The sequence below is a fragment of the Nocardia niwae NBRC 108934 = DSM 45340 genome (assembly GCF_001613465.1).
GTDB classification, from domain to species: Bacteria; Actinomycetota; Actinomycetes; order Mycobacteriales; family Mycobacteriaceae; genus Nocardia; species Nocardia niwae.
In genome coordinates this window covers 33161-59011 of sequence record NZ_BDCK01000015.1, presented here as the reverse complement: position 1 = coordinate 59011, position 25851 = coordinate 33161, and the positions used below count along the sequence as shown (strand labels likewise).

The following is a 25851-nucleotide window of genomic DNA, read 5'->3' as shown; positions in this document are numbered from 1 at the left end:
TCCGATTCCGGCACGGGTCCGACCGCTCATGCCACTGCCTCCTGGGTGCCGACGAGCAGGCGGAACAGCACCGCCATCCGCATGTGCACGCCATTGGTGACCTGTTGCAGCACAGCGGCTTTCGGGGAATCCGCGACCGAGGACGCGATCTCCATGCCGCGCAGCATCGGACCGGGGTGCAGCACGACGGCGTGGTCGTCCAGCAGCGCCAGCCTGCGCTCGGACAGCCCGTAGGTGATCGAGTACTCGCGGGCCGACGGGAAGAATCCGCCGTTCATCCGCTCGGCCTGCACGCGCAGCATCAGCACCGCGTCGGCGCCGATCAACTCGGCGTCCAGATGGTGCGACACGCGAGCGGGCCAGGTCTCCACGCCGACCGGCAGCAGCGTGCGCGGGGCGACCAGCACGACTTCCGCGCCGAGCGTGGCGAGCAGGAAGACGTTGGACCGCGCCACCCGGCTGTGCAGGATGTCCCCGACGATGACGATGCGCTTGCCCTCGATGTCGCCGAGCCGCTGCCGGAGAGTCAGCGCGTCCAGCAGGGCCTGGGTCGGGTGCTCGTGCGTGCCGTCGCCCGCGTTGATCACCGCCGGGCCCGAGGTGCGTCCCGCCGAGACCGCCCACTCGTCCATCCAGCGCGCGATCTGGTGCGCGGCGCCCGAAGCCGGATGCCGCACGATCAGTGCGTCGGCGCCCGCAGCGTGCAAGGTCAGCGCGGTGTCGCGCAGCGATTCGCCCTTGGCGACCGAGGAGCTGCTCGCGCTGACGTTGATCACGTCCGCGCTCATCCACTTGCCCGCCACCTCGAACGACACCCGGGTGCGGGTGGAGTTCTCGTAGAAGACCGTCATCACGGTGCGCCCGCGCAGCGTGGGCAGCTTGTGCACCTCGCGGCCGAGCAGGGCCTGTTCGAAACGTTCGGCCTCGTCGAGAAGCTCGTTCGCGGCGGCGCGATCGAGTGCGGCGACCGACAGCAGATGCCTCACGCGCTTGCCTCCCGCCGCGAGTCGGCGTGCGGCAACAGTTCCATCACGCCTCCTCCTGGTGCAGGTAGACGCCGTCGCGGCCGTCGTGTTCGGTCAGCAGCACCGAGATGTCCTCGGACCGGTTGGTCGGTACGTTCTTGCCCACGTAGTCGGCGCGGATCGGCAGTTCCCGGTGCCCGCGGTCGATGAGCACCGCCAGCTGCACCGCGCGCGGGCGGCCCAGATCGCGCAGGCCATCCAGAGCCGAACGGACGGTGCGCCCGGAGAACAGGACGTCGTCGACCAGGACCACCAGCGCGTCCTCGATACCGCCTTCCGGAACCGAGGTGCGTTCCAGTGGCCGGTGCGGGCGGCTGCGCAGATCGTCGCGGTAGAGGGTGATGTCGAGCGAGCCCAGAGCCGGGCGGACGCCGGAGAATTCCTCGATCTTCTCGGTGAGGCGCGCGGCCAGGGTGGTCCCCCGGGTGGGGATGCCGATCAGCACCACCCGTGGCGCCTCCGGCTCGCCCGCGTCCAGCGCGGTCTTCTCGATGATCTGGTGCGCGATGCGCGCGACGGTCCGCCCGACATCCGAAGCCGACAACAGCTCTCGCCCCGCCGCCACCCACTCCGGGGCATGTCGCTGCGATGTCTCGGCAGCGCCGGACTTGGCAGCCCGTTCTTCGGGCACGGCCATGCCGACCTCCTTCCCCGCCTCACCGGACGGTCCGTTAAAGGATGTCTTACGGCAAGCAGCGTAGCAGCGCTCAGAACCCGGTTTTCACCAGCCATATCACGCTGTGAGCGGGGCCACTTGCGCCGGCCTCGCGAAGATCCGGGAATCATGACCGAAAACCGCTAGCACGTATGTTCGATCGGCGGGTAGGCTCGACCGCATGTCCACACCGCTGCAAGGATCGTTGCTCGACGGGTTCGGGGATACCGAGTTCTCGCCGCTTCGGGATGCGCGCCGCACCGTGCTGGACCACGGGGCCTGGGTAGACCTGCTGCCCGGCTGGCTGTCGGGCGCGGACGGGCTGTTCGACCGGCTGGTCCATGGCGTGCCATGGAAAGCCGAGCGCAGGCCGATGTACGACCGCGTGGTCGAGGTGCCCCGGCTGCTGCGGTTCTACGCGGAGCACGAGCCGCTGCCGGATCCGGCGCTGGCCGACGCCCGCACGGCGTTGAACGAGTACTACCGGCTCGAACTGGGCGAACCGTTCCGCACCGCGGGCCTGTGCTACTACCGGGACGGACGCGACAGCGTCGCCTGGCACGGCGACACCATCGGCCGCGGCGCCACCCACGACACCATGGTCGCGATCGTGTCGATCGGAGCGCCGCGGGCGCTACTGCTCCGCCCACGCGGCGGTGGCCCGAGCATCAGATACGTTGTGGGACACGGCGATCTGCTGGTCATGGGCGGATCCTGCCAGCGCACCTGGGAGCACGCCGTGCCGAAGACGCGCAAACCCACCGGTCCGCGGATCAGCATCCAGTACCGGCCGCGCGGCGTTCGCTGACCGCGCGCGGGCCCGATGCGCACGACTTGACCTGAACCGACGTTGAGGTTGGAAGCTCATCGGCATGAACACGACAGCATCCACACCCCCGCTGGTCGAGGACACGACGGTCGACCACTCCGACGACATCGCGGCGATCCGGCAAATCGTCGCCAACGCGGAGACCGGTTTCAACACCAATGACGCCGACCTGCTATCGGCGGATTTCACCGCCAACGCGGCCGTCGTCAACGCGATGGGCACGCTGATCACCGGATTCGACGCGCTACTCGACTCCAGCCGCAGAGGGTTGGCCGGGTTTCTGCACGACCAGTACGCCCGCTACGAGATCGCGGACATCACATTCCTGCGCCCGGACGTCGCGATCGCGCACAAACGCGCGTGGGCGACCACGCCGGACGGTGAACTCATCGAACACGATCACGCCATGATCGCGCTGTACGTCTTCGTGCAGGAGGGCGGGCGCTGGCACGTCGCCGCCCGGCAGAACACCTTGGTACCGAAGGCCGCGTAATCGTCGTCCGTCATGTGTCCCCCGCGCCGGTTAGCCTGGCACCATGAGCAATCCAGGGGCGGGGGTCTTGGCCGTGATGCCGCTGCACACGATCAGCGAGGTCTACGGCGAGGCCGGGCTGCGGGCAAGACTACTGCTGGAGATCGCCGAACTGCCGGATACGCCGCGCTTGGCCGCGGCGCTGGATCTCGCGGCCGACCTGCATCGAGACGATCGGTACGGGCGCGAGCCGTACCTGAGTCATCTACTGCGCGTGTCGATTCGGATCATCAGCCACTACGAGGTCCGGGACCCCGACGTGGTCGCGGCGGGGCTGCTGCACGACTCGGTCGAGGACCACGCCGCCGAGCTGGCCGCCGATCGACCGGGGCCGCCCGTCGACGCCGCGCTCGGCGCGCTCACCGATCGTTTCGGTGCACGCGTGGCGGATCTCGTCGCCGCGGTGACCAATCCCGAGCCGGATCCGGCGCGCGACCGGCAGGCGCAGTATCGCGAGCATGTCGCGATGAATCTGGACCGGGACCCGTGGGCCCGCGTCATCAAGCTCTCCGACTTCACCGACAACGGCGTCGGCATCCTCTACGCCACCGGCCCCGCGATGGCGAAACTGGCCGCCAAATATCGCCCGCTCACCGACGTCTACCGCGACCTGGTCACCCGGCCGGATACGCCGCTGGCCGACCACGTCCGGCAGCACATTCTCGATCAGCTGGACCGGGCCGACGAGCGGTTCGAGGCCATTCTGTCGCGGGACTGACCGCCGCGCCACCGGCTCGTCACGGGCTGCGTAACACCGACTCGACAAGCTCCCGCACCGCCGCCAGCAACCGATCGGTCTCGCCCGCCCGGACCATGGCGGGCACCAGCTCCGCGCTCAGCGCGCCCAGCAACAACCGCCCAACCACTTCCGCATCCAGGTCCGGACGGGCATCGCGCAGCAACGTGGTGACGTGGTTGTCCCAGAACGCGTGGAACTCGGCGGTCCTCGGATGCGGCGGTTCGGTGCGATAGGCGACCATCAGCTCGGAATTCTCGATCACCAGCCGCGCCATGGCGTCGAAGTAGGCGACCAGGCGGGCGTCGGCGGGCGCGCCGGGCCCGAGGGGCGGTGGCCCGCTGATGATCGCGTCCATCAGCGCGACCGCGCTCTGCGCCACCATCTCGTGCAAGAGCCCGGCGCGGTTGCCGAAACGATGGAAGATCGTGCCCTTGCCCACTCCGGCGGCGGCGGCGACGCGGTCCATGGTGATGGCCTCGGCGCCGTGCTCGGCGAGCAGGGCGAAGGTGGCGTCCAGGATCGCCCGCCGATTGCGCGCCGCGTCCGCCCGTTCCCTGGGCCGTTCGTCGCCCATCGCACCCGCTTTCTAGACAAGTTGACCGACGGTCCATATCATCGAGCGAGCAATTGGACCGTCAGTCAACTTATGGAGTTCATGATGCAGGCAATCGTAATGACGGCGACGGGAAGCCCGGACGTGCTGGTGGCCACGGAGGTACCGGCGCCGCGGGCGGCCGCCGACGAGGTGGTCATCCGCGCCGAGGCGATCCCGGTGCTGTTCCCGGAGACCAAACTGCGCTCCGGCGAGTTCCCGATCGACGCGCCGCTACCGCTGGTCTTCGGTTTCCAGGCCGCGGGAGTCGTCACGGAGGTCGGCGCGCAAGTCGATCCGGCGCTGATCGGACAGCGGGTCGTGGTAGCGACCAGAGGTTTCGGCGCCTACGCCGAATTCGTCGCCGCCCCGGCGGATTCCGTGGCGCCCATTCCGGACGGCCTGTCCACCGCGGACGCCGCGGCGGTGCTGATGAACGGATCGGTGGCGATTCCCCTGCTGGAGACCGCCGCGCTGACCGGTGCCGAAACCGTCCTGATCGAGGCCGCCGCCACGGGCGTCGGCAGCGCCCTGACGCAGTTGGCCAAGGAGTTCGGTGCGGTTCGTGTCATCGGCACCGCCGGAGGCGCGCAGAAGGTGGCCCGGGCCCGCGAACTCGGAGCCGACGAGGTGGTCGATCACAACGATCCGGCGTGGATCACCCGGCTGCGCGAAACACTCGGCGGCGCAACGGTGGATGTGGTGTTCGATTCGATCGGCGGCGGGAGCGCAGCGGAGTTGCTGGATCTGATGACACCCCTGCGCGGCCGAATGCTGGGCTACGGCTGGTTGTCCGGCGCGCCCGCCCAGGTGTCGGCGGCCGACCTGATCATGCGCGGCCTGACCTTCACCGGGTGCGCGGGACCCGAATGGCTGCATCGCGTCGCCCAGGCGCGCGACACCGTGCTGACCCGCGCGGCGGCGGGTGGACTCGATCCGCTGGTCGAGGCGGTGCTGCCGCTGGACCAGGCGAGCCACGCCCACCGGCTGCTGGAAGGTCGGGCGCCGCTGGGCAAGATCGTGCTGCGGCCGGGATCCGCCGTGTCCTGAGCGACTCGACGCCCGCGCGGCCGTGGCTAGGGTGGTCGTGTGCGGACCTCTCTCGAATCCCATGTCGGCGCCACCAACGCCCTCACGGCACGGTGGTGCGCGGCGGCGGGTGAGCAAGACTTCGTGGTCTCGGGCCCCGGGGTCTGGCCGCTGCTGGCCTTGCTCGCCTCCGCGGCGGACGGTCCGGCGCGAGAGGAGCTGGCGACGGCGGCCGGAGTGCCCGCGGCGAACGGCCGAGACGAAGCGCTCCGGTTGCTGCGCGACCTCCGGCGCTCGGAGGCGGTGTCGGCGGCACTCGGCATGTGGGTGGGCCCCGATCTCCCGCTGCACGAGTCATGGCCGCGGGCGCTGCCTGAGGGAGTCCTCGCCCGGCTGGCCGGACAGGCCGAACTCGACAGCTGGGCCGCCCGGCACACCGACGGGCTCATCGAGCGGTTCCCCGTCACGGTAGATCCCGGCGCGCTGCTGGTGCTCGCCACCGCGCTGGTCGCGAAGACGCGATGGCGGGCGCCGTTCGAGGTCGGGACGCTGACCCCGGAAGACGGCCCCTGGCAGGGACATCGCGGCCCCGGTCTGTCCCGGGTGAGCGGCGACCCGGCGAACGCCGCGATCCTGGACGCGCCGGACCCGGTCACCCGCGTGGTCGTCGAAGGAGTCGCCGATCTCGACGTCCACCTCCTGACCGGCACGGGGGCTCCCGGCGTCGTCCTCGAAACGGGCTTGGCGGCATTGTCGGGCGCCGTGCCGATCCGCTCCGGCCTACCGGTCGGCAGCGAGGGGCCGGGGCTCAGCGTGCGGAGCGAGCCGGTGCTGACCGGCAGCGCACAGCTGCGAATCCGGCTTCCGCCTTTCGAAGTCCGGTCCACCCACGATCTGCTCGCCGCATCCGGCTTGTTCGGCCTCGCCGCCGCGACCGACTGCACCCACGGCCATTTTCCGGCGATCTCGTCGTTCCCGCTCTGTGTCGGCCAGGGAGCGCAAGAGGTCCTCGCCCGATTCGGTCACGACGGTTTCGAGGCCGCCGCCGTGACGACCTTCGCGTTACGCGCCGTGGCCGCGCCACTTCGGCACAACCACGCACCCGTCGTCTCGGTGGCATTCGACCGGCCTTTCGGCTTTCTCGCCGTGCATCGCCCGTCCGGGCTGGCGGTCGTCGCCGGGTGGATAGCCACTCCGCCCACGACATCTCCCGACGCCGCGGTCTGAGACGCCCGCACGGACCGCTATCGGCGTGCGAAGTAAGGCGCGTGCTCCGGACGGACGCCGCGAGCGAGCAAATAGGGTGGCACGCTGCGTAGTACGGGAATGCGGCGCAGGATGCGAACAGGCAGCGGCGCGCGAGAGGCACGGGCGATGTCGATGCGTCCCTCGAGGGCGGGAGCGATCGCGAAGGCGTGCAGGAGTCGCTGCATGCCCTGTGTCACGACGGTCGGGAGTTTCCGCCGCCGCTGCACCTTCGCCAGATCCCTGGTCCCGAGTGTCCCGGAAAGCAGTCGCGGAGCAAGGATTTCGGCTGCCGCCACGGCGTCCTGCACGGCGAGGTTGATGCCGACGCCACCGGCCGGAGACATGGCGTGGGCGGCGTCCCCGAGGCAGAGCAGGCCGTTGGTGTACCACTGGGTCAGCCGGTCGAGTTTCACTTCCAGCAATTGGACCTCATCCCAGCAGGCCAAGGCATCGACCCGGTCGGAGAGCCAGGGCGCGGCCTCGGCCAGACCGCGCATGATGTCCTCGACCGGGCCCCGGCGGGCGGACTCGTCGGCGCCCTTGGCGATCAACGTCGCGCACTGCCAGTAGTCGCCGCGGTCGAGCAGAACCGCTACGCGCCGGCCGCTGACGATCGGCAGCGCGCCCGCGGGATCGATCTCGGTGCGCGGCAAGCGGAACCACCAGACATCCATCGGTGTCGACCAGGTGCGGGTCGGCAGCCCCGCGGCCGCCCGCAGCAGCGAACGGCGGCCGTCGCAGGCCACGGTCAGGTCGGATTCGATCGAGCCGGTCGAACCGTCGGCGGTCCGGTAGGTCACGCCGCCGACCCTGCCGTCGATCCAGATCAAGTCCGTGGCCTCGGTGTTCATCCACAACCGGAAGGTGGGCTCGGCCTCGGCCGCGCGCGCGAGCAGATTCAGCAGATCCCATTGCGGCACCATGGCGACGTACTTGTGCTTGCCCGGAAGGTTCGTCAGGGTGGCGAGTGTCTGCAAGCCGCCCGCGATCGGCAGTTGCACCTGATCCACCTTGCGCGCGGGGAGTTTCGCGAATTCGGCGCCGAGTCCCAGTTCATCGAGGAGGTCGAGGGTCGTGGGATGCACGGTGTCACCGCGAAAGTCGCGGAGGAAGTCCTTGTGCTTCTCCAGCACCGTGACCTCGACACCGCCCCGTGCGAGCAACAGCCCGAGAATCATTCCGGCCGGTCCCCCGCCGACCACCAGGCATGTCGTGCGTTCCATCGACTGTGCCTCCCTCGGTCACCATCGCCCGCAAGGTGTCGCCTGTTTGCGCAAATCCTAGTGCGGCGGGCATACGGCCGGACCCGGATCGGCCGCGGCCGACCGGATCGAGCGCCGCCTCAGCCGAGGTCCCGGTGCAGGACGAAGAAATATGGTTCGGTCATACCGCGCAGATCCATCACACCGAGCAGGGTGTGCTCGTCGGCGCGCCGGAAGTGGTCGATGATCGGCAGGTGGTCGTAGACCATCGCGGCACTGGTCACGCCGCGGTATTCGATCTCACGCAGACGCGCGGTGTACTTGCCGGTGCGCAACGCGGGACGCAGGACCGGCAGCGCCTTGCGCACCGCGCGAACACCGGGCAGCGGTACCCGCCCGGCCAATGCGACCGGGACGCGGCGCGGATCGACGGGAAAGACCGTGCCGCCAGCGGCGAACAGCAGCGGATGCACGCTGTCGGGGCCGTCGAACTGCTTGCCGTACCAGCCCGAAGCCACCAGCACGCCGTCCATCGGATGACCGGTGTCCAGTTCCTCGCCACGCCAGCGCCCCGTCGTGATCTCCTCGACCCGCGCCGCGGGAAGGCGGTCGAACAGGGTCCACCCCTCCTGGGCGGTACGGACGTCCGTCACGGTCGGTTCGTTCGCGGCCATGTCTCCTACTTCCCTCAGCGAGGCAACGGTGCGATAGATACCCTATCCATCTCTCAGGACGCGGCGTTCGACCAGGTCCCGATGTGCCCCGCGCCGGGCTCAGTAGCTCGCCATGAGGTAAATCCCGGCGATGATCATGACGCAGGCGACGACACGTTTCGAGCTCACCGCGCGCCGGGGGAATCCCATCAGCCCGAAATGGTCGATCGCGAGCGCACCGAACATCTGTCCCGCGATGATCAGGGCGTTGAAGGTGCCTGCGCCCACGTCGGAGGCCACGGAGATCATCGCCAGGATCGCGGCCCCGCCGAGCAGGCCGCCGAACGGCGCCCACCGGGGCATGCTCCGGATGTCGGCCTTCGTCGGCCAGGGCCGGTTGCGGGAAACCAGCAGCGCCACCGTGAGAAAGATCGCGAAGCCGGTGAATGCCACGGCGTAGGAGATCACGCCGCACAACCAGACATTCTTCAATGCCAGCTTCAGCGAGTTCTGACACCCGGCTTCGACGGAGCGCAGTGCGCCGCCGACCAGGATGAACGCGAAGATGAGTGCCATCGTGGCGCGGGGCAGCGCGGGGCGAGTCTTTTCGGCGGTCTGAACCGTCATCGGAAGTCCTAGGGAGGATGCGGAGGGTTGATCGGCCGGCAGCGGTGCGCGTTCTGCTGTCAGGTGACGCTGACCCTGGGCTCACCGGTCGCGGGTTCGTCGGCCATCAGGTAGATCGCGAGCGTGATCAACCCGCATGCCACCAGACGCGGAAAGCTGGCGGTTCGCTCGTCGAATCCCATGAGTCCGAAGTGGTCCATGATCACGGCGACCACCATCTCGCCGACGATCACCAGCGCACTGAACGTCGCCACGCCGACGTAACGGGCGACGGCGATCATCCCCATCACCGCGGCGCCGCCGAGCAGGCCGCCGAACGGCGCCCACCATGGCATGTTCCGCACGTTGTCGAGCGTCGGCCAGGGCGTCTTCGACGAGAGCGCGAGGAAGATCGAAAAGCCGGTCAGCGCAACGGCATACGAGATCACCGCGCACAGCCACATGTTCTTCATGTGGTTCATCAGCGTGTTCTGGCAGCCGGCCTCGGCCGACCGTAGACTGCCTCCGACCAGGATGAACAAAAATACCAGTCCGATGACGATGCTCATGGGCAATACATCCTTGACTCGGCGGCGGACGAAACCGAGACTGCCTCGGACACAACGGTTTCCACCCGACGAATGGGCCGGTCCACCCGACCTCTTTGTGACCCGAATAACGTACCATCGTCTAACGGTACGTTCAATGGGTAAAGGAGTCGGCCTCGCCCACCCAGGCCGGGGAGGGGCGCGGACGAAAGGCTGCCATGATGGCAGTCGTGCCCGAACTGGTCGATACCTCCGCGCGAAAGCCGCCCCCGACCACGTCCGGGCCCCGGCTGAGCGTCCTGGACCGGGTCCGCCTCGCCTTGCTGGCGGCCGGTGTGCTGTGCGTGCTCACCGGGTTGCTGCCCCGCGACGAAGCCGCCGCGAACATGCGGCGCATCGGCCCGCTGCTGCTGTTTCTCGCCGGCGTCATCGTGCTGGCCGAACTCACCAGGCAAGCCAAGGTCTTCGATGCCATCGCCCATCGGCTCGCGATCCTCGGACGCGGCCACTACCCCGCGCTGTTCGGCCTCTGCGTCCTGTTCGCCTCCGCCACGACGATCCTGCTCAACCTCGACACCACGGCCGTACTCATCGCCCCGGTCATGCTGGCCCTCGCGGCGCCTGCCCGCATTCCGCCACTGCCGCTGGCCATGACCACCCTGTGGCTGGCCAACACGGCGAGTCTGCTGCTACCGGTCTCCAACCTCACGAATCTGCTCGCCGCCGACCGGGTGGCACTGACCGCGACCGGATTCGCGGCGAGGATGTGGGCGCCACAACTGGTTTCGATCGCGGCGACGACGGTGTGCCTGTGGGTGTGGTACTGGCGGCGTGGACGCCGGGAAACCGACCGCTATCTGCCGCCGGAGCCGATCCGGCCCGCGAACCCCCAGGAGCGCTGGCTGTTCTGCACGACTGCGGGGGCCTGTCTGTTGTTCATCGTCGCGATTCCCCTCGTCGGCGATCGGATCGGTGTCGCGGCGGCACTGGCGGCACTGATTGCGGTGGCAGCGTTCGCCGTCTTCGACCGCGGCGCCTTGCGATGGTCGCTGATCCCGTGGCAGCTGTTCGTCTTCGTGGTCGGCCTGTTTCTGGTGGTACCCACGCTGAGCCGGCTCGGCCTCGGTGACTTGATGCACGCCTTGATCGGCACCGACGCGGGGGCGGCCGGCGCTTTCCGTGCGGCGGCGGCGGGTGCAGCTCTGTCCAATGTCGCGAACAACCTGCCCGCTTACACCGCCGGCGAGGCGGTGATTCCCGCCCGGAACGGCGATCAGCTCCTTGCGTTGCTGATCGGCACCAATATCGGCCCGATCGTCACGCCGTGGGGCTCCCTCGCCACTCTGCTGTGCTTGGAGTTCTGCCGCAGGCACGCCGTCCGGGTCCCCATGCGGCGTTTCGTCGTGACCGGTGCCGTCCTCGCCGTGATCGCCACCGCGGGAGCCGTCGCCGCGCTGATGGTCACGGGCTAGCCGGCGAGAGCACGGGCGACCCAGCGCATCCCTTGACCTCGAGTGCGGTCGAGGTACGAGGATGCTCTCGGGGGCCGGATCGAGACGCACGTCGAGGTTCGATCTCCTGCGCGGAACCACCGGTTCCCGTCGTGCTCCCGCTGGTCATCCGTACACCCGCCGGCGGGAGCCATGCGCACCTCCGATCACCGGAGCCACGCTGGCGACGCCATCACAAGGCCACTCGCCCGCGCCGACCGTCACCCAGGACAGCCGAGCCGGGCGAGAACACCCTGCGGACGAGAGCTGGAGCCGACGTCAGTTCGGCGCCGCGATTTCCCACTCGTAGATGGTGAGTTCCGAGGAGCCGGTGGTGTGCACGGGATCGGTGAACGCGATTTCCCGGGCGGCGTCCAGACTCTCGGCGTAGATCACGTACGCGCCGCCGGTGCCGTCGGTGAAGCGGCCGCTCTCCTGTAATTGCCCGCGGTCTTGCAGAGACCGCAGGAACTGCCGGTGCGGTTCGATCACGGCGTTGTCGAAACGCGGAGTGCGCATCGCCAGGACGAGGTACTTGTTCACGGCTCGGGCTCCGGGCGCGGGGCCCGAGTCGCGGCCGCCGCGGCACGCACCTGCGGCGCTACCAGGACAACCTGCCCCAGCACGCCGTTGAGGAAGGACGGGGAGTCATCGGTGGACAACTCCTTGGCCAGCTCCACCGCTTCGTCCACGGCGACGACCGGCGGGACGTCGCTCGCGTGGAACAGCTCCCAGACCGCGATGCGCAGGATCGCGCGATCCACGGCCGGGAGACGCGCCAGGGTCCAGTCCTGCAGGTAGGACTCGATGGTGCCGTCCACCCGGTCGAGGTCGTCGGCGACGCCCCCGACCAAGGTGCGGGTGTAGGGGTGCACCGGCGCGACCGACTGATCGCGGGCGGCGAGTTCGGCGCGCTCGTCGAGCAGATCGGCGGCGTCGACGTCCCTGGCCTCCGCCTCGAACAGCAGGTCGACCGCACGGCGGCGGGCTTTGTGCCGCGCGCCGAGCTTCTTGTACGTGGACTTCTTGTCCACGGGCTGTTCAGCCACGGTCACATCTTCCCGGATTTGCCGGCTGGCGATCAGGCGTTGACCCGGCCGAGGTAGCTGCCGTCGCGCGAGTCGATGCGCAGCTTGTCGCCGGTGTTGATGAACAGCGGAACCTGCACCTCGGCGCCGGTCTCCAGAGTGGCGGGCTTGGTGCCGCCGGTGGAGCGGTCGCCCTGCAGGCCGATGTCGGTGTGCTGGACCACCAGCTCGATCGAGACCGGCAGTTCGACGTACAGCGGCGCGCCCTCATGCGTGGCGACCTGCACGGTCATGTTCTCCAGCAGGAAACGGGCGCCGTCGCCGATGGTCTCCTCGGAGATCGAGATCTGGTCGAAGGTCTCGCCGTCCATGAAGACGTAGTCGGTGCCGTCGTGGTAGAGGTAGGTCATGTCGCGGCGGTCGACGTTGGCGGTCTCCACCTTCACGCCGGCGTTGAAGGTCTTGTCGACCACCTTGCCGGACACGACGTTCTTCAGCTTGGTCCGCACGAACGCGGGGCCCTTGCCCGGCTTGACGTGCTGGAACTCGATGATCTGCTGGAGCTGACCGTCGATCTTCAGCACAAGGCCGTTCTTGAAGTCGCTGGTGTCCGCCACTGTCTTCGGATCTCCTCGTTCTACCGCTTGGTCTCGGGCAGGACCGGCGTCAGTCGACGACGGTCAGGTCTTTGCTGGTGTGGGTGAGCAGCTCCGGGCCCCCTTCGCGCACCACGAGCGTGTCCTCGATCCGGACCCCGCCGCGGCCGGGAAAGTACACACCTGGTTCGACGGTCACCGCCACGCCAGTCAGAAGTGTACCGGTTCCGGTTTTCGCGATTCCGGGCGCTTCGTGGATCTGCAACCCGACCCCGTGGCCCAGGCCGTGCACGAACAACTTGCCGTGACCCGCGGCCTCGATCACCGCTCGCGACGCGGCATCCACGTCGGCCACCGGAATCCCCGGCCGCAGCGCTTCGCATCCGGCCCGCTGGGCGTCGGCGACCAGCGCGTACACCTCGCGCTGCCAGTCGGTCGGCGCGCCGAGCACGAAGGTGCGGGTCATGTCGGAGTGGTAGCCGCCGACGACCGCGCCGAAGTCCAGTTTGACGAAATCGCCCGCCGCCAGCACGGCGCCGGTCGGGCGATGATGCGGCACAGCCGAGTTGGCTCCGGTGGCCACGATGGTCTCGAACGACACCGCTTCGGCGCCGTGCTCGAACATGGCCCATTCCAGGTCCCTGGCCACCTGACGCTCGGTGCGCCCGGGGCGAAGTCCGCCGCGCTCCAGCAGCGCGGCCAGACCGGCGTCGCCCGCCGCGCAGGCCGCTCGCAGCTGTTCCACCTCGTAGGCGTCCTTGACCATGCGCAATTGCTCGACCAGGCCGGGCGAGGCGACGAATTCCAGGCCGGTGCGCTGTTCGAGGAAACCGCGATGCTGCTCGACGGTGACGACGTGGCTTTCGAAACCCACCCGGCCGACCTGCCACTCCCCGGCCAGCTGCACGATTCGCCGAGCGGTGGCGCGGGCGATCTCCGCCCGCAGATCGGGCACCTGCTCGGTGACCTGGGTGCGATACCGGCCGTCGGTGCCGATCACGGTCCGTTCCTCGGCGGCGCGCGTGTCCCAGGAGTGCACGAGCAACGCCGCGTTGGAGCCGGTGAACCCGGTCAGATATCTGATATTCACCAGATCGGTGACGAGCAGGGCGTCCACCCCGTTCTCCACCAGCAGGCTGCGCAGAGCGCCACGCCGCGCCGCGTAGTCCGGCACATGACCCGGGTGATCAGCACACATGAGTCAAAACTACCGCTGACACACCGCGAGCCGACAGTCAACACGTGCTCGGCATTCCGCCCGGCGTGGCCGGTGCACCGCGTCTGGCACGAAAGGTGTTGCCACGCAAGGAGTTCGCCACACCGCGCCACTGGTGACCCATAACCTGTTCACATTCGCCCGGGTTGTGCACATTCCGCTCCGGCACGGCTGCTGCGCGCCGGAACCCGGCGACAGTGGAGACATGACTCCCCTCGCGTGTGCCGTGCTCACCGTGTGGTGCGCGGCTCTGACGGTGTTCGACCTGCGTGAACGGCGCCTACCGAACGGACTGACCGGTTCGGGCGCACTGATGGTTCTCGGATATGCCCTGCACACAGGGCAATTCATCGCCGCACTGCTGGGTGCAGCGCTACTGTCGGCGCCGTACCTGCTGGTGCACCTCGCCGCCCCGGCCGCACTGGGTGCGGGAGACGTCAAACTCGCGGTGATGCTGGGCGGGGCGGCCGCCCTCGGCGGCGCACGACCGTGGGTGTGGGCTGCGCTCGGAGCACCGGCGCTCACCGCGTGCGTCGCGCTCGGTGCCCTGGCCGGCCGGGGCGTATCCGGCTCCCGCGCCGACGACCCCTACCCCTCCCCGATCACCGTGCCGCACGGTCCCTCCATGTGTCTGACCACCTCGCTGGCGTTGTCGTCGGCGGCCCTGAGCTCGACCTGAGCCCGCCCTCCCGCGCCGGAGCTGCCCAACGGACGCGAAGCCAGCAAATTCACCGCAATTCATCGGTAGCATCAATCGCGGGCAACGACTTTCCCGAGCGGCCGCGGCAGCAGCGCTCGAGGTGCGGAACATCGGCGAGTCGCCCCTCGCATGCGCAAGGACAGGAGAAGCAGCGTCCAGAAGGAGCCGCCCAGTGCATCCGTCGCGGAGACCGATCGTCGTGGGAACCGACGGTTCCGATCCCTCGATCACGGCGGTCCGCTGGGCGGCGCAGACCGCCGCGCTGCACGACGCTCCCTTACACATCTCGCTCGTCGTCGAGTCATCGCTCGGTTCCGACGACGACGATCCGCCGCGTCCGGCCGCGTTGCTGCGGGTGCGCGAAGCGGACGAGGCGATCGAGCGCGCCGCGAACGCCGCCGTAGCGGCCGCGCACACCGTGCGCGACATCGCCATCGGCACCGAGGTCCGCACCGCGCATATCGCCGGCGCTTTGATCGAGCGGTCCCGCAGCGCGGCGATGCTGGTGGTCGGCACCCGAGGTATCGGCCGCGTGCAGCGCGTCCTCCTCGGCTCGGTCAGTACCGCCGTCGCCCGGGACGCCGACTGCCCCGTGGCGGTGGTGCCCGCCGACACGCCGTTGTGGGACCGGACGAACAGGAGCCCGGTGATCGTCGGGGTGGACGGGTCCACCGTCGAGCAAACCGCCATCGAGGTGGCGGCGACCGAGGCTTCGCTGCGCGGGGTGGACTTGGTGGCCGTGCACACCTGGGGCGAAGTGGAGCCGCTGGCCGCGATCGGAACCGACTGGGCGGCGCTGCGCCGGACCGAGGAAGCGTTGCTCGCCACCAGTCTGGCCGGCTGGCAGGAGCAGTACCCGGAGCTGACCATCCGGCGCGAGGTCGTCCGCGACCGCCCGGAGCGGCGGCTACTCGAACGCTCGCGCGACGGACAGTTGCTGGTGGTGGGTAACCGGGGCCGAGGAGCCTTGGGACGGCTGCTGTTCGGCTCGGTGAGTGACGCGTTGCTGCGGTCGGTGGATCGGCCCATCGTCATCGCCCGCTGAGCGCCTGGGCCTGCGGTAGCCGGCACTCCCCCGACGTGCGCGTCGTCACGGCGGGCCACATTCCGGAGCAGCGGCGTCGACATGGGAAGATGAACGACGTGCTGCGTTGGATAACTGCCGGAGAATCCCATGGTCCCGCTCTCGTCGCCATCCTCGAGGGGATGGTGGCAGGCGTCGAGGTGACGTCCGAGGAGATCTCCACGCAGCTGGCGCGCCGCAGGCTCGGCTACGGCCGCGGCGCGCGGATGAAGTTCGAGGCCGACAAGGTCACCGTCGTCGGCGGTGTGCGCCACGGACGCACGATGGGCGGTCCGGTGGCCATCGAGGTGGCCAACTCCGAGTGGCCGAAGTGGACCACGGTGATGTCTGCCGACCCGGTCGATCCGGCCGAACTCGCCGACCTGGCCCGTAACGCACCGCTGACCCGGCCCCGGCCCGGGCACGCCGACTACTCCGGCATGCTCAAGTACAACTTCGACGACGCCCGCAACGTGCTCGAGCGGGCCAGCGCCCGGGAGACAGCCGCGCGTGTCGCGGCGGGCACCGTCGCGCGCAACTTCCTGCGCCAGGCGTTCGGCGCGGAGGTGGTGTCGCATGTCGTATCCATCGGCGCGGCGCAGAACACCTCCGGCATCGTGCCCACCGCCGCCGACCTCGCGGCGGTGGACGAGAGCCCGGTACGGGCGTTCGACAAGGACGCCGAAGCCGCGATGATCGCCGAGATCGAGGCGGCCAAGAAGGACGGCGACACCCTCGGCGGCGTGGTCGAGGTGGTCGTGGAGGGACTTCCGGTCGGTCTCGGCTCGTTCACCAGCGGCGAGAACCGGCTGGACGCACGGCTCGCGGCCGCCCTCATGGGCATCCAGGCCATCAAGGGCGTCGAAGTCGGCGATGGGTTCGAGACCGCGCGCCGCCGCGGCAGCCAGGCGCACGACGAGATGCGGCCCGGCCCCGACGGCGTACTGCGCTCCACCAACCGCGCGGGCGGCCTGGAAGGCGGCATGACCAACGGCGAGGCCCTGCGCGTGCGCGCCGCGATGAAGCCGATCTCCACGGTGCCGCGCGCGCTGTCCACCGTGGACATGACCACGGGCGACGAGGCCGTCGCCATCCACCAGCGTTCGGACGTGTGCGCCGTGCCCGCCGCCGGCGTGGTCGCCGAATCCATGGTGGCGCTGGTCGTCGCGCAAGCCGCGCTGGAGAAGTTCGGCGGTGACTCGCTCACCGAGACGGCCGAGAACATCACCAGCTACATCAAGCGCATCAGCACTCGCCCCCACGTGTCCGCGGACAGTCGGCCGCAATGATCGTGCAGACCGATCCGCGCGCCCCGCGCGTGGTGCTGGTCGGACCGCCGGGGGCGGGGAAATCGACGATCGGCCGCAAGCTCGCCCGGGAACTCGGCGTCGAGCTGTACGACACCGATGCCGGCATCGAGCGGGAGACCGGTCGCACGATCCCCGAGATTTTCGCCGAAGAAGGTGAGCCGGAATTCCGCCGGATCGAGGAGCGGGTGGTGCGCCGCGCCGTCCTCGCCGAGCGCGGTGTGGTCTCTCTCGGCGGGGGTGCCGTGCTGTCCGCCGATACCAGGGCCCTTCTGCACGGCCGCACCGTGGTCTATCTGGAGATCAGCGTGGCCGAGGGCCTTCGGCGCACCGGTGCGAGCACCCAGCGGCCCCTGCTCAACGGCGCCGACCCCGGTGCGAAGTACCGCGAGCTGATGCGTATCCGCAGGCCGCTGTACCGGGAAGTGGCGACCGTCCGAGTGCGCACCGACGGCCGGAGCCCGGGCCGGGTGGTGCGGATGATCATGACCAAGCTCGGGATGGAGCCGGCCGAGCACGCCGAAGCGGATCCGCGGCCGCGGCCCAGCGGAATCCCGCAGGGCAGCAGCCGATCCCGGGCCCGGCGACGCGCCCGAGCCAGAGCCGCGGCCCGGCGCAAGGCCGCGGATCAAGACGAGACCGGCGACACCGGCGCCGGTGCGGAATCGGCGGTAACGGCCACCGTTCGGTCCCGGCGCAGCCGCCGAAGCATCACGAGCGAACCCGACGCCGCGAACGGAGCGGGCAGCGGTGAGACGGCGACAGGCAGCCGTTCCCGGCGCACCCGTGCACGCCGTGCCCGCTCCCGGGCACGGCAGCAGTCGACAACAGCACCAACAGAATCGGAGCAAGCCACGTGACAGAGCCGAGTCGTCTCGAAGTCCGGACCGCCGACCCGTACCCGGTGATCATCGGCCGCGGGTTGCTCGGCGAACTCGTCGAGTCGGTCAACGGCGCGACCAAAGGCGTGCGTACGGTGGCCATCTTCCATCAGCCGCCGCTGGCCGAGACGGCCGAGGTGGTGCGAAAGGCACTGGCCGACATCGGCGTCGACGCCCACCGGGTCGAGATCCCGGACGCCGAGGCGGGCAAAGACCTGGCCGTCGCCGGATTCTGCTGGGAAGTACTCGGGCGCATCGGGCTGACCCGCAACGACGTCGTGGTGAGCCTCGGCGGCGGCGCGGCCACCGACCTCGCCGGTTTCGTCGCCGCCACCTGGATGCGCGGCGTGCGCATCGTGCACGTGCCCACCACGCTGCTGGCGATGGTCGACGCGGCGGTCGGCGGCAAGACCGGGATCAACACCGAGGCGGGCAAGAACCTGGTCGGCTGCTTCCACGAACCCGCCGCCGTGCTGGTCGACCTGGCCACGCTGGAGACCGTGCCGCGCAACGAGATCGTCGCGGGCATGGCCGAGATCATCAAGGCCGGTTTCATCGCCGATCCGGTGATCCTCGATCTGGTGGAGCGCGACCCGGAGGCCGCCCTCGATCCATCCGGCGAAGTGCTGCCGGAGCTGATCCGCCGGGCGATCCAAGTGAAGGCCGACGTCGTGGCCGCCGATCTGAAGGAGTCCAGTCTCCGCGAGATTCTCAATTACGGTCACACCCTCGGGCACGCCATCGAGCGGCGGGAGCGCTACCGGTGGCGCCACGGTGCGGCGGTCTCCGTCGGTCTGGTGTTCGCCGCCGAACTCGGTCGCCTCGCGGGCCGTCTGGACGATGCCACGGCCGACCGTCACCGTGCGATCCTGTCCGCCGTCGGGTTGCCGACCAGCTATGACGCCGACGCGCTGCCGCAACTGCTGGACGCCATGCAAACGGACAAGAAGACCCGCTCCGGCGTGCTGCGCTTCGTGGTGCTCGACGGTCTGGCCAAGCCCGGACGCCTGGAAGGACCCGACCCGGCGCTATTGGCCGCCGCCTACTCGGCGATCGCCCGGGAGGACAGCCCGAGCGGCGGTGCGGTCCTGCTGTAACCCGCACCGGATACGACAACGGCGCGCCCCATAGCGGGCGCGCCGTTCGTGCGTCGAATCAGATCGCGCTTCCCGCGGCGGAAAAGGTCGACGGCGGGGTGGAACGCCCCTTGCCGTTCGACCGCTCGGCCAGCATCCGGCCGACGCCGACGCCGATCAGCGCGGGCACGAAGATCAGCAGGATGATGAACGCCGCACCCGCCGTGACTTCGAACAGCAGGCCGTTGTCACCGAGATCGAAGCGGGGTACCAGGTCCAGGAGCCAGGCCACCAGACCGCTGCCCACACCTCCCACGACGGCGGCCTTCAACCACATCATGGTCAGATCGGCGCCGCGCTCCGCGTCTCCGCTGGCGATACGGTCCCGGCGCCCGTCCAGCACACCCCAGGACACGATGGCCGCGACCAGCGCGACCAGGCACAGGATGCGCATCACCGCCCCGTGCGTCGGCCAGTACACCATCGCGAACCCGAGCGCGGCACGCAACGCCACCACCAGCGCACCGAGCACGACAGCCCGCAACAACCAAGCATTCATGCGAAACACCATAGCGGTGTTTCCCGGCCGCGCCTACGGCGTCGCGTGCTCGCGGCCCCTCTGCGGCTCGTGCCCGGACTTGCCTCTCCCTCGCGTACACGCGTGATCAGCTGGACATGAGCCGGGCCGCGAACGGCGCGCGTGCTCGGTCTCGCTTCGCTCGAAAGACGGTTCAGCCGGACACCAGGGATGTCGCCACCCGATTCGAATGGTGCCGGTCCTCGGGCGCCCTCGGAGGAGATCGCTGTACGGCCCTATGGCACGCACTGTCGTCGGATCACACAGACGGCGGGAGCACCCGCGCGCCCGACCGGTTGCGCAGGGCTGGCACCGACGTCTCAGTTGGACGGAACCCAGACGTCGTACCTACCGCTACCGTCATCCCGCTGGACGCACTGTGCCCGATCGTTCCAGAGCGGCGCGTCCTTCTTGCAGCTTGCGTACGAGACATTCGACGCCGAAGCCAGGCATTGGAATCCCCAGGTCGGCTGCTTCGACGCGCAACCGTCGGCCTTGGCCGTCGGTTGTCCGCCGAGGATGAAGGCAGACGCGGCGATGGCCATCGCGGCGGTGACCCCGATTCGAACGAACACGAAATTCCCCTCCCTTTGAAAAGCCTTGAACAGCACAATAATACGGCAGTCGCGACACGGGAAGAGCGTCATGGCCGCGAGCAGAACCGGTGTCAGCTTCCGGGTGGATGCTCGTTCAGCGCCGCCGCCATCTCCGCGCGCGGCGCCTGCTGCCCGGTGAACAGCTCGACCTGCCCGTATGCCTGGTTCAGCAGCATCTGCAGACCGCTGACCACCGCGTGCCCAGCGCGCGCCACCGCCTCGGCCAGCGGGGTCGGCCAGGGGTTGTAGATCGCGTCGAGCACCACCGGGGCCTCGGCTACCGCAGGCGCGACGACCGCGGCCGCCGGGGCGGGGATCGTGCTCACCACGGCGTCGGCCGCCGCGCAGATCCCGCGCAGCGCCCCGGCATCGAACCCGGCCAGCGACGCGATCATCCCCAGCCGCTCGGCCAGTTCCAATGCGCCGCGCGCCCGCCCGGCGTCGCGCGCGACCACGGTCACCGACTTCGCGCCCAGCTCCGACAACGCCAGCAGCGCGGGCCGCGCGGTGCCACCCGCACCCAGCACCACGCCCTCGGTCACGTCGGTGACACCGCCGCCGCGCAGCGCGCCGAGCACACCGTCCACGTCGGTGCAGTCGGCCAGCCAGCCCGCGTCGGTGCGGACCAGAGTGTTGGCCGAGCCGACCAGCACGGCCCGGTCGGTGCGCTCGTCCGCGCAGGCCAGCGCGGCTTCCTTGCCGGGCATGGTCACCGAGAGCCCGACCCATTCGGGTCCGAGCCCGTCGACCAGCCCGGGCAACTGCTCCGCGGAGCATTCGATGCGCTCGTAGCTCCAGTCCAACCCGAGCGCGCGATACGCGGCCATGTGCAGTTGCGGCGATCGCGAGTGCGCGATCGGCTTGCCGAGCACCGCCGCCTTGCGACTACCGGCCACCGCTGTCCTTGGAACTGTCGAGGATGCCGCTGCGCTGGGCCCGCGCGATCAGGCGCAGATGCTCCTGGTAATCGTCGGTGAACAGCGTGGTGCCCTGTTTGTCGACGGTGACGAAGTACAGCCACGGGCCCACTTCCGGATTCTCCATGGCACGCAACGCGTTCAACGAGGGCGCGGCGATCGGGGTCTTGGGCAGGCCGCGCATCGCGTAGGTGTTCCAGGCGGTTTCCTGGGCGCGGTCGCCGTCGGTGGTCGCCACCTCGGTGCGATCCAGGGTGTAGTTCACCGTCGAGTCGAACTGCAGCATCTGATCGGCCCGCAGCCGGTTCACGATCACCCGCGCCACCTTCCCCATGTCTTGGGGTTTCGCTTCACGCTCCACCAGCGAGGCGGCGACCAGCGTTTGATACGGCGTCAGTTTCGTGTCGGCGCCGGACTGCAGCAGTCCGGTGGACTCATAGCTCTGCGCGCTCGCGCTCACCAATTGCCGCAGAATCTGCTCCGGCGTCCCGCTCGGATCGAAATCCCAAGTGCCGGCCGCGATCAGGCCCTCCAGCTGCCTCGTGCGGTCGGGGCAGTCCTTGACGCCCTGCATCGCCCACGCGGGGACCCCGAGCGCGGCCAGGTCCAGGCCCGCGCCCGCGGCATCGAGCTGTTCGTAGGTCACGCACTTCTGGTTGGCACCGGTGCCGATGCAGCTGGCCTCCGCGATCTTGCGGTAGATGCCGTCATAGCGCCCGCCGGTGCTCATGTCATGTTGGTCGTGCAGCAGCCGCCCCTCGGAGACGACGAGGTTGCCGACCCGCGAAGATTTGCTCACCAGCGCCGACACCGCCTCGGCGGCGGGACTCTGGCTGGGAATCGCGTAGAAGCCCGGCTGCACCGTGCTCATGTTCGAATTGCGCACAGCCGCTTGGAAGAACGCGCCCGTGCTCGCGACGACACCGCGGTCGACCATCGTCGAGGCGATCTGCTGCGAGGTGTCACCCGGGTGCACCTGGACCACCACGAGAGGCCCTCCCGGCCCCGCGTAGTCCTTCGGCGGAGTCAGGCCGCCGATCAGCTTCATCCCCGCGAAGACCACGGCGCCGGTGAAGAGCAGGATGAAGACGCCGGCGACGAACCATAGGTTACGGCGGCGCTTCTTGCGCTCGGCGGCTTTGCGCGAGGCGACCCGGGATCGCTTGCCCCGCTGCGCTCGGCCGGAACGCTCGGGCTGGGCGCGCTTGGACTGGGCGCGCTTCGAGCGGCGCGGCGCCTCCTCCTGCGTAGCCCTCGGGCGCTGTCCGCCGCGTCGAGGAGCCGGCGGAGGCGGCGCAGGCGGCTCCTCGTCCTCGTCGTCGACGTAGCGGGGGATGACGGTCGTGTCGTCGTCGTAGTCGTCGTACCGGTCGTACTCGTCGCCCTCGTACTCGCCCCAGGCCCGGTCGTCTCTCCGATAACGCCGATCAGCTTCGCGCTGTCGGAACAGTTCCTCGGCCCGCGCCCACCGATCCGTCATGCATCGTCCCCGGACGACGCAGGACGTCCCGCTTCCACCGACCTCAACACCGCACTCCGTTCGTCCAACCATCCTTGCAGGATCGACACGGCCGCCGCCTGATCGATCACCTGCCGCTGGCCACGCGCGCGAACTCCACTGTCCCGCAATGCACGTGCAGCTGACACCGTAGTCAAACGTTCGTCGGAAAGCCGGACCGGCACCGGCGCAACAGCAGCTCGCAATCGCTCAGCGAATGCGCTGGCCAGCGTAGCCGCAGTGCCCTTCTCCCCGCGTAATGTTCGCGGGAATCCGACGATTACCTCGACTGCCTCGTACTCCCGCACAATCTCGGCAATTCTTTCGATATCGGGTGCGGGCGCCGAGCGTCGCGATTGTTTCGCGCGCGGCACGGTCTCCACCGGGGTGGCGAGAACGCCGTCGGGATCGCTCGCGGCGACCCCGATCCGGACACTGCCGACGTCTACTCCGATCCGTCTGCCCCGGCCGGGATCGGTGGCGGGGTGCGGCCGGTCGGCGCCGCGCTGCGCCGACCTCTCGGATTCCGCGGGGTCGCCCATCACCCGGCGAGTTCGGCCACCCGCGCACGGACCGCGGCCAGGCCCGCCGGAATGCCGGACGGGTCCGAACCCGCGCCCTGGGCCATCTCCGGCTTGCCGCCGCCGCGTCCCGAGATGCTCGGACCGAAGCTGCCGACCAGGTCGCCCGCCTTCACGCCGAGCTCCTGGGCGGGTTTGTTCACCGCAACCACGAACGGCACCTTGCCGTCGGCATTGCCGAGCAGCACCACCACGGCGGGCTCACTGCCGAACCGGCCGCGGATGTCGGTGGCAAGGGTACGCAGATCACCGGCCTGGATGCCTTCCGGCGCGGCCACCGCGACCAGCAGCAGGCGGCCGATCCGTTCGGCCTCCTCGACGAATTTCCCCGCGGAGGAGAGCACGGCGGCCATCTTGGTACGTTCCAGCTCTTTCTCCGCCACCTTGAGCCGCTCCACCAGCTGTTCGACGCGCCCCGGCACCTCTTCGGACGGCACTTTCAGGGCGGAGGCGACACCGGCCAGCAGCGCCCGCTCCTTGGCCAGGTACTGGTAGGAGTCCAGGCCGACGAACGCCTCCACGCGCCGCACACCGGAGCCGACGGACGACTCGCCGAGCACCGTGATCGGGCCGATCTGCGAGGAATGCTGCACGTGCGTGCCACCGCACAGCTCCATCGAGAACGGGCCGCCGATCTCGACCACGCGTACCTCGTTGCCGTAGTTTTCGCCGAACAGGGCCAACGCGCCCATCTGCTTGGCCTTCGGCAGATCTGTCACGAAGGTGTTCACCGGGAAGTCGGCGCCGACCGCGTCGTTGGACACGGCCTCGATGTCGGCCTTCTGCTGCTCGGACAACTGTCCCTGCCAGTTGAAGTCGAAGCGCAGGTAACCCGGCTTGTTCAGTGAACCGGCCTGCACGGCGTTCGGGCCGAGCACCTGCCGGAGCGCGGCGTGCACCATATGCGTGCCGGAATGACCCTGCGTCGCGCCGCGTCGCCACGCCGGGTCGGCCTGGGCCAGCACGATGTCGCCTTCGGTGATCTGGCCGTGTTCCACCGTGGTCTTGTGCACCCAGAGCTTCTTGGCGATCTTCTGCACGTCGTTCACACGCAGCTTCAGCCCCGAGGAGGCGGTGATGGAGCCGCGGTCGGCGATCTGACCGCCGGACTCCGCGTAGAGCGGGCTGCGATCGAGGATGACCTCGACGTCCTGACCCACGGTCGCGGTCGGCACCCGCACGCCGTCGGCGATCAGGGCGAGCACGGTGGCCTCGGAGGTGAGTTCGTCGAAGCCGGTGAACTCGGTGGCGCCGCGGTCGACCAGCTCCTTGTAGATCGTCAGGTCGGCATGGGCGTGCTTGCGCGCCTGCGCGTCCTCCTTGGCCCGCTTGCGCTGCTCGGCCATGAGCGAGCGGAAGCCCTCCTCGTCGACCGAGAGCCCGGCCTCGGCGGCCATCTCCAAGGTGAGATCGATGGGGAAGCCGTAAGTGTCGTGCAGGGTGAACGCATCCGTCCCGGCGATCGTGGTGCCGCCCTCGGCCTTGACCGCGGCGGCGGTGTTGTCGAACAGCGTGGAGCCGGTGTTCAGCGTCTTCAGGAACGCCGTCTCCTCCCCGACCGCCACGGTCTCGATGCGGCGGAAGTCGGTCGCCAGTTCGGGGTAGGACGGGGCCATCAGGTCACTGACGACCTTCATGAACTCACTCATCACCGGCTTCTCGGCGCCGAGCAGGCGAGCCGAACGCACAATGCGGCGCAGCAGGCGACGCAGCACGTATCCGCGGCCGTCGTTGCCCGGGTTCACGCCGTCCGCGATCAGCATGGCGGCGGTGCGGGCGTGGTCGGCGATCACGCGGAAGCGGACGTCGTCCTCGTGCTGGACGCCGTAGGAGCGTCCGGTGAGCTCCTCGGCCTTGCCGATGATCGGGCGCAGCAGGTCGGTCTCGTAGACGTTGTCCACGCCCTGCAGCAGCAGCGCGATCCGCTCGACACCCATGCCGGTGTCGATGTTCTTCTTCGGCAGCGAGCCGACCGGCGGATGCCCCAGCTTCGGGCTCAGCTCACCGCGCACGTCCTGCATGAACACGAGATTCCAGATCTCGAGGTAGCGGTCCTCGTCGGCGACCGGCCCGCCGTCGCGGCCGTGCTCGGGGCCGCGGTCGTAGTAGATCTCCGAGCAGGGTCCGCCGGGGCCCGGCACGCCCATGTCCCAGTAGTTGTCCTTGCCGTCGCGGAACTGGATGCGCTCCTCGGGGATGCCCGCGACCCGCTTCCAGATCTCGGCGGCGTCGGGGTCGTCCTGGTACACGGTCACCCAGATGCGTTCGGGATCGAAGCCGTAACCGCCCTCGTCCTGCGGCTTGGAAATCAGCTCCCAGGCGAGGGTGATCGCCCCCTCCTTGAAGTAGTCACCGAAGGAGAAATTCCCCGCCATCTGGAAGAACGTGTTGTGCCGCGTGGTGACGCCGACCTCTTCGATGTCGCCGGTCCGCACGCATTTCTGCACGCTGGTGGCCCGCGGGTAGGGCGGCGCTTCCTGACCCAGGAAGTACGGCTTGAACTGGACCATGCCTGCGTTGACGAACAGCAGGTTCGGGTCGGCCAGGATCAGCGAGGCACTAGGCACCTCGGTATGGCCGGCACGGAGGAAATGGTCCAGGAAACGCCGTCGAATCTCGTGGGTCTGCACGAATACCCAGCCTACCGGTGCCGCGCACGCGAATATT

27 protein-coding genes and 1 pseudogene are annotated in these 25851 nt (G+C 69.3%); 11 read left to right on the top strand and 17 right to left on the bottom strand.

The annotated features are described in order from the left end of the window. Positions 1 to 26: 26 nt before the first annotated feature. Entirely contained in the window at positions 27 to 986 is a 960-nt protein-coding gene (locus NNI01S_RS04135; RefSeq protein WP_063017655.1) for an aspartate carbamoyltransferase catalytic subunit, read from the bottom strand. A gap of 43 nt (positions 987 to 1029) precedes the next feature. Next, a complete protein-coding gene (pyrR, locus tag NNI01S_RS04130) occupies positions 1030 to 1662 on the bottom strand; it encodes a bifunctional pyr operon transcriptional regulator/uracil phosphoribosyltransferase PyrR (protein ID WP_063017653.1) in 633 nt (210 codons plus the stop codon). A gap of 199 nt (positions 1663 to 1861) precedes the next feature. Between pyrR and NNI01S_RS04125 the strand changes: the two genes are divergently transcribed. From NNI01S_RS04125 to NNI01S_RS04115, 3 genes are all read left to right on the top strand, one after another. After that, positions 1862 to 2488, top strand: a complete 627-nt coding sequence (locus tag NNI01S_RS04125; RefSeq protein WP_063017652.1) for an alpha-ketoglutarate-dependent dioxygenase AlkB — start codon at positions 1862 to 1864, stop codon at positions 2486 to 2488. A 64-nt stretch (positions 2489 to 2552) separates the two neighbouring features. Then, positions 2553 to 3002, top strand: a complete 450-nt coding sequence (locus NNI01S_RS04120) for an SgcJ/EcaC family oxidoreductase (RefSeq protein ID WP_063017650.1) — start codon at positions 2553 to 2555, stop codon at positions 3000 to 3002. A 43-nt stretch (positions 3003 to 3045) separates the two neighbouring features. Then, a complete protein-coding gene (locus NNI01S_RS04115) occupies positions 3046 to 3759 on the top strand; it encodes an HD domain-containing protein (protein WP_063017648.1) in 714 nt (237 codons plus the stop codon). A 19-nt stretch (positions 3760 to 3778) separates the two neighbouring features. On the opposite strand, the gene NNI01S_RS04110 is transcribed toward NNI01S_RS04115, so the two are convergent. Beyond that, complete coding sequence (locus NNI01S_RS04110) at positions 3779 to 4354, bottom strand: TetR/AcrR family transcriptional regulator (RefSeq protein ID WP_063017646.1); 576 nt, start codon at positions 4352 to 4354, stop codon at positions 3779 to 3781. 84 nt (positions 4355 to 4438) lie between these two features. Here NNI01S_RS04110 and NNI01S_RS04105 point away from each other — a divergent pair, with 84 nt between their 5' ends. After that, positions 4439 to 5422 (top strand): quinone oxidoreductase family protein, encoded by a 984-nt coding sequence (locus NNI01S_RS04105; RefSeq protein ID WP_063018664.1) that lies wholly within the window; start codon positions 4439 to 4441, stop codon positions 5420 to 5422. A 39-nt stretch (positions 5423 to 5461) separates the two neighbouring features. Next, the gene (locus tag NNI01S_RS04100; protein ID WP_063017644.1) at positions 5462 to 6628 is read left to right on the top strand and encodes a serpin family protein; all 1167 of its coding nucleotides are present in this window, start codon (positions 5462 to 5464) and stop codon (positions 6626 to 6628) included. Positions 6629 to 6645: 17 nt separating this feature from the next. Here NNI01S_RS04100 and NNI01S_RS04095 read toward each other — a convergent pair whose 3' ends face one another. The 4 genes from NNI01S_RS04095 to NNI01S_RS04080 all read right to left on the bottom strand — a co-directional run bounded on the left by NNI01S_RS04095 (position 6646) and on the right by NNI01S_RS04080 (position 9679). Further along, complete coding sequence (locus tag NNI01S_RS04095; protein WP_084488454.1) at positions 6646 to 7872, bottom strand: FAD-dependent oxidoreductase; 1227 nt, start codon at positions 7870 to 7872, stop codon at positions 6646 to 6648. Between the two features lie 119 nt (positions 7873 to 7991). After that, positions 7992 to 8525, bottom strand: coding sequence for a DUF4334 domain-containing protein (locus tag NNI01S_RS04090; protein WP_063017640.1), 534 nt, complete (start codon positions 8523 to 8525; stop codon positions 7992 to 7994). Between the two features lie 99 nt (positions 8526 to 8624). Then, positions 8625 to 9131: a DMT family transporter gene (locus NNI01S_RS04085; protein ID WP_063017638.1), complete on the bottom strand. Its 507-nt coding sequence runs from the start codon at positions 9129 to 9131 to the stop codon at positions 8625 to 8627. A 59-nt stretch (positions 9132 to 9190) separates the two neighbouring features. Next, entirely contained in the window at positions 9191 to 9679 is a 489-nt protein-coding gene (locus NNI01S_RS04080; protein WP_063017636.1) for a DMT family transporter, read from the bottom strand. A gap of 200 nt (positions 9680 to 9879) precedes the next feature. On the opposite strand from NNI01S_RS04080, the gene NNI01S_RS04075 reads away from it, so the two are divergent. After that, positions 9880 to 11130, top strand: a complete 1251-nt coding sequence (locus tag NNI01S_RS04075; protein WP_084488452.1) for an ArsB/NhaD family transporter — start codon at positions 9880 to 9882, stop codon at positions 11128 to 11130. A 297-nt stretch (positions 11131 to 11427) separates the two neighbouring features. Here the strand turns inward: NNI01S_RS04075 and NNI01S_RS04070 are convergent, their stop codons facing one another. Genes NNI01S_RS04070 through NNI01S_RS04055 form a run of 4 tightly spaced genes read right to left on the bottom strand, consistent with a single transcriptional unit; the run spans position 11428 to position 13970 of the window. Beyond that, positions 11428 to 11691, bottom strand: coding sequence for a YciI family protein (locus NNI01S_RS04070; RefSeq protein WP_174554363.1), 264 nt, complete (start codon positions 11689 to 11691; stop codon positions 11428 to 11430). Then, on the bottom strand, positions 11688 to 12197 hold the full coding sequence (gene nusB / locus NNI01S_RS04065) for a transcription antitermination factor NusB (protein WP_063018658.1): 510 nt from the start codon (positions 12195 to 12197) through the stop codon (positions 11688 to 11690). The genes NNI01S_RS04070 and nusB overlap by 4 nt, the downstream gene beginning before the upstream one ends. A gap of 32 nt (positions 12198 to 12229) precedes the next feature. Beyond that, positions 12230 to 12793: an elongation factor P gene (efp, locus tag NNI01S_RS04060; protein ID WP_063017634.1), complete on the bottom strand. Its 564-nt coding sequence runs from the start codon at positions 12791 to 12793 to the stop codon at positions 12230 to 12232. 49 nt (positions 12794 to 12842) lie between these two features. Beyond that, positions 12843 to 13970, bottom strand: a complete 1128-nt coding sequence (locus NNI01S_RS04055; RefSeq protein WP_245675965.1) for a M24 family metallopeptidase — start codon at positions 13968 to 13970, stop codon at positions 12843 to 12845. A gap of 223 nt (positions 13971 to 14193) precedes the next feature. On the opposite strand from NNI01S_RS04055, the gene NNI01S_RS04050 reads away from it, so the two are divergent. The 5 genes and pseudogenes from NNI01S_RS04050 to aroB all read left to right on the top strand — a co-directional run bounded on the left by NNI01S_RS04050 (position 14194) and on the right by aroB (position 19036). Continuing rightward, positions 14194 to 14667: a prepilin peptidase gene (locus NNI01S_RS04050; protein WP_063018656.1), complete on the top strand. Its 474-nt coding sequence runs from the start codon at positions 14194 to 14196 to the stop codon at positions 14665 to 14667. Positions 14668 to 14887: 220 nt separating this feature from the next. Then, positions 14888 to 15733 carry a universal stress protein gene (locus tag NNI01S_RS04045; RefSeq protein WP_157114588.1) on the top strand — a complete coding sequence of 282 codons (846 nt, stop codon included), beginning with the start codon at positions 14888 to 14890 and terminating at the stop codon, positions 15731 to 15733. Between the two features lie 98 nt (positions 15734 to 15831). Continuing rightward, positions 15832 to 17040: a chorismate synthase gene (aroC, locus tag NNI01S_RS04040; protein WP_063018654.1), complete on the top strand. Its 1209-nt coding sequence runs from the start codon at positions 15832 to 15834 to the stop codon at positions 17038 to 17040. Further along, positions 17037 to 17555: pseudogene (locus tag NNI01S_RS35850) on the top strand (shikimate kinase); the annotation flags it as partial. The gene aroC and the pseudogene NNI01S_RS35850, both read left to right, overlap by 4 nt. A 359-nt stretch (positions 17556 to 17914) precedes the next feature. Continuing rightward, the gene (gene aroB / locus NNI01S_RS04030) at positions 17915 to 19036 is read left to right on the top strand and encodes a 3-dehydroquinate synthase (RefSeq protein ID WP_063017626.1); all 1122 of its coding nucleotides are present in this window, start codon (positions 17915 to 17917) and stop codon (positions 19034 to 19036) included. Between the two features lie 58 nt (positions 19037 to 19094). Here aroB and NNI01S_RS04025 read toward each other — a convergent pair whose 3' ends face one another. From NNI01S_RS04025 to alaS, 6 genes are all read right to left on the bottom strand, one after another. Next, complete coding sequence (locus tag NNI01S_RS04025; RefSeq protein ID WP_245675964.1) at positions 19095 to 19574, bottom strand: B-4DMT family transporter; 480 nt, start codon at positions 19572 to 19574, stop codon at positions 19095 to 19097. Positions 19575 to 19912: 338 nt separating this feature from the next. Beyond that, on the bottom strand, positions 19913 to 20239 hold the full coding sequence (locus tag NNI01S_RS04020) for a hypothetical protein (RefSeq protein WP_245675963.1): 327 nt from the start codon (positions 20237 to 20239) through the stop codon (positions 19913 to 19915). Positions 20240 to 20259: 20 nt separating this feature from the next. Further along, complete coding sequence (locus tag NNI01S_RS04015) at positions 20260 to 21084, bottom strand: shikimate dehydrogenase (RefSeq protein WP_063017622.1); 825 nt, start codon at positions 21082 to 21084, stop codon at positions 20260 to 20262. Then, positions 21074 to 22585: an endolytic transglycosylase MltG gene (locus NNI01S_RS04010; protein ID WP_063017620.1), complete on the bottom strand. Its 1512-nt coding sequence runs from the start codon at positions 22583 to 22585 to the stop codon at positions 21074 to 21076. Before NNI01S_RS04010 ends, NNI01S_RS04015 begins: the two co-directional genes overlap by 11 nt. Next, positions 22582 to 23145, bottom strand: coding sequence for a Holliday junction resolvase RuvX (gene ruvX / locus NNI01S_RS33240; RefSeq protein ID WP_084488448.1), 564 nt, complete (start codon positions 23143 to 23145; stop codon positions 22582 to 22584). Before ruvX ends, NNI01S_RS04010 begins: the two co-directional genes overlap by 4 nt. Beyond that, complete coding sequence (gene alaS / locus NNI01S_RS04005; RefSeq protein ID WP_063017618.1) at positions 23145 to 25814, bottom strand: alanine--tRNA ligase; 2670 nt, start codon at positions 25812 to 25814, stop codon at positions 23145 to 23147. Before alaS ends, ruvX begins: the two co-directional genes overlap by 1 nt. Positions 25815 to 25851 lie beyond the last annotated feature (37 nt).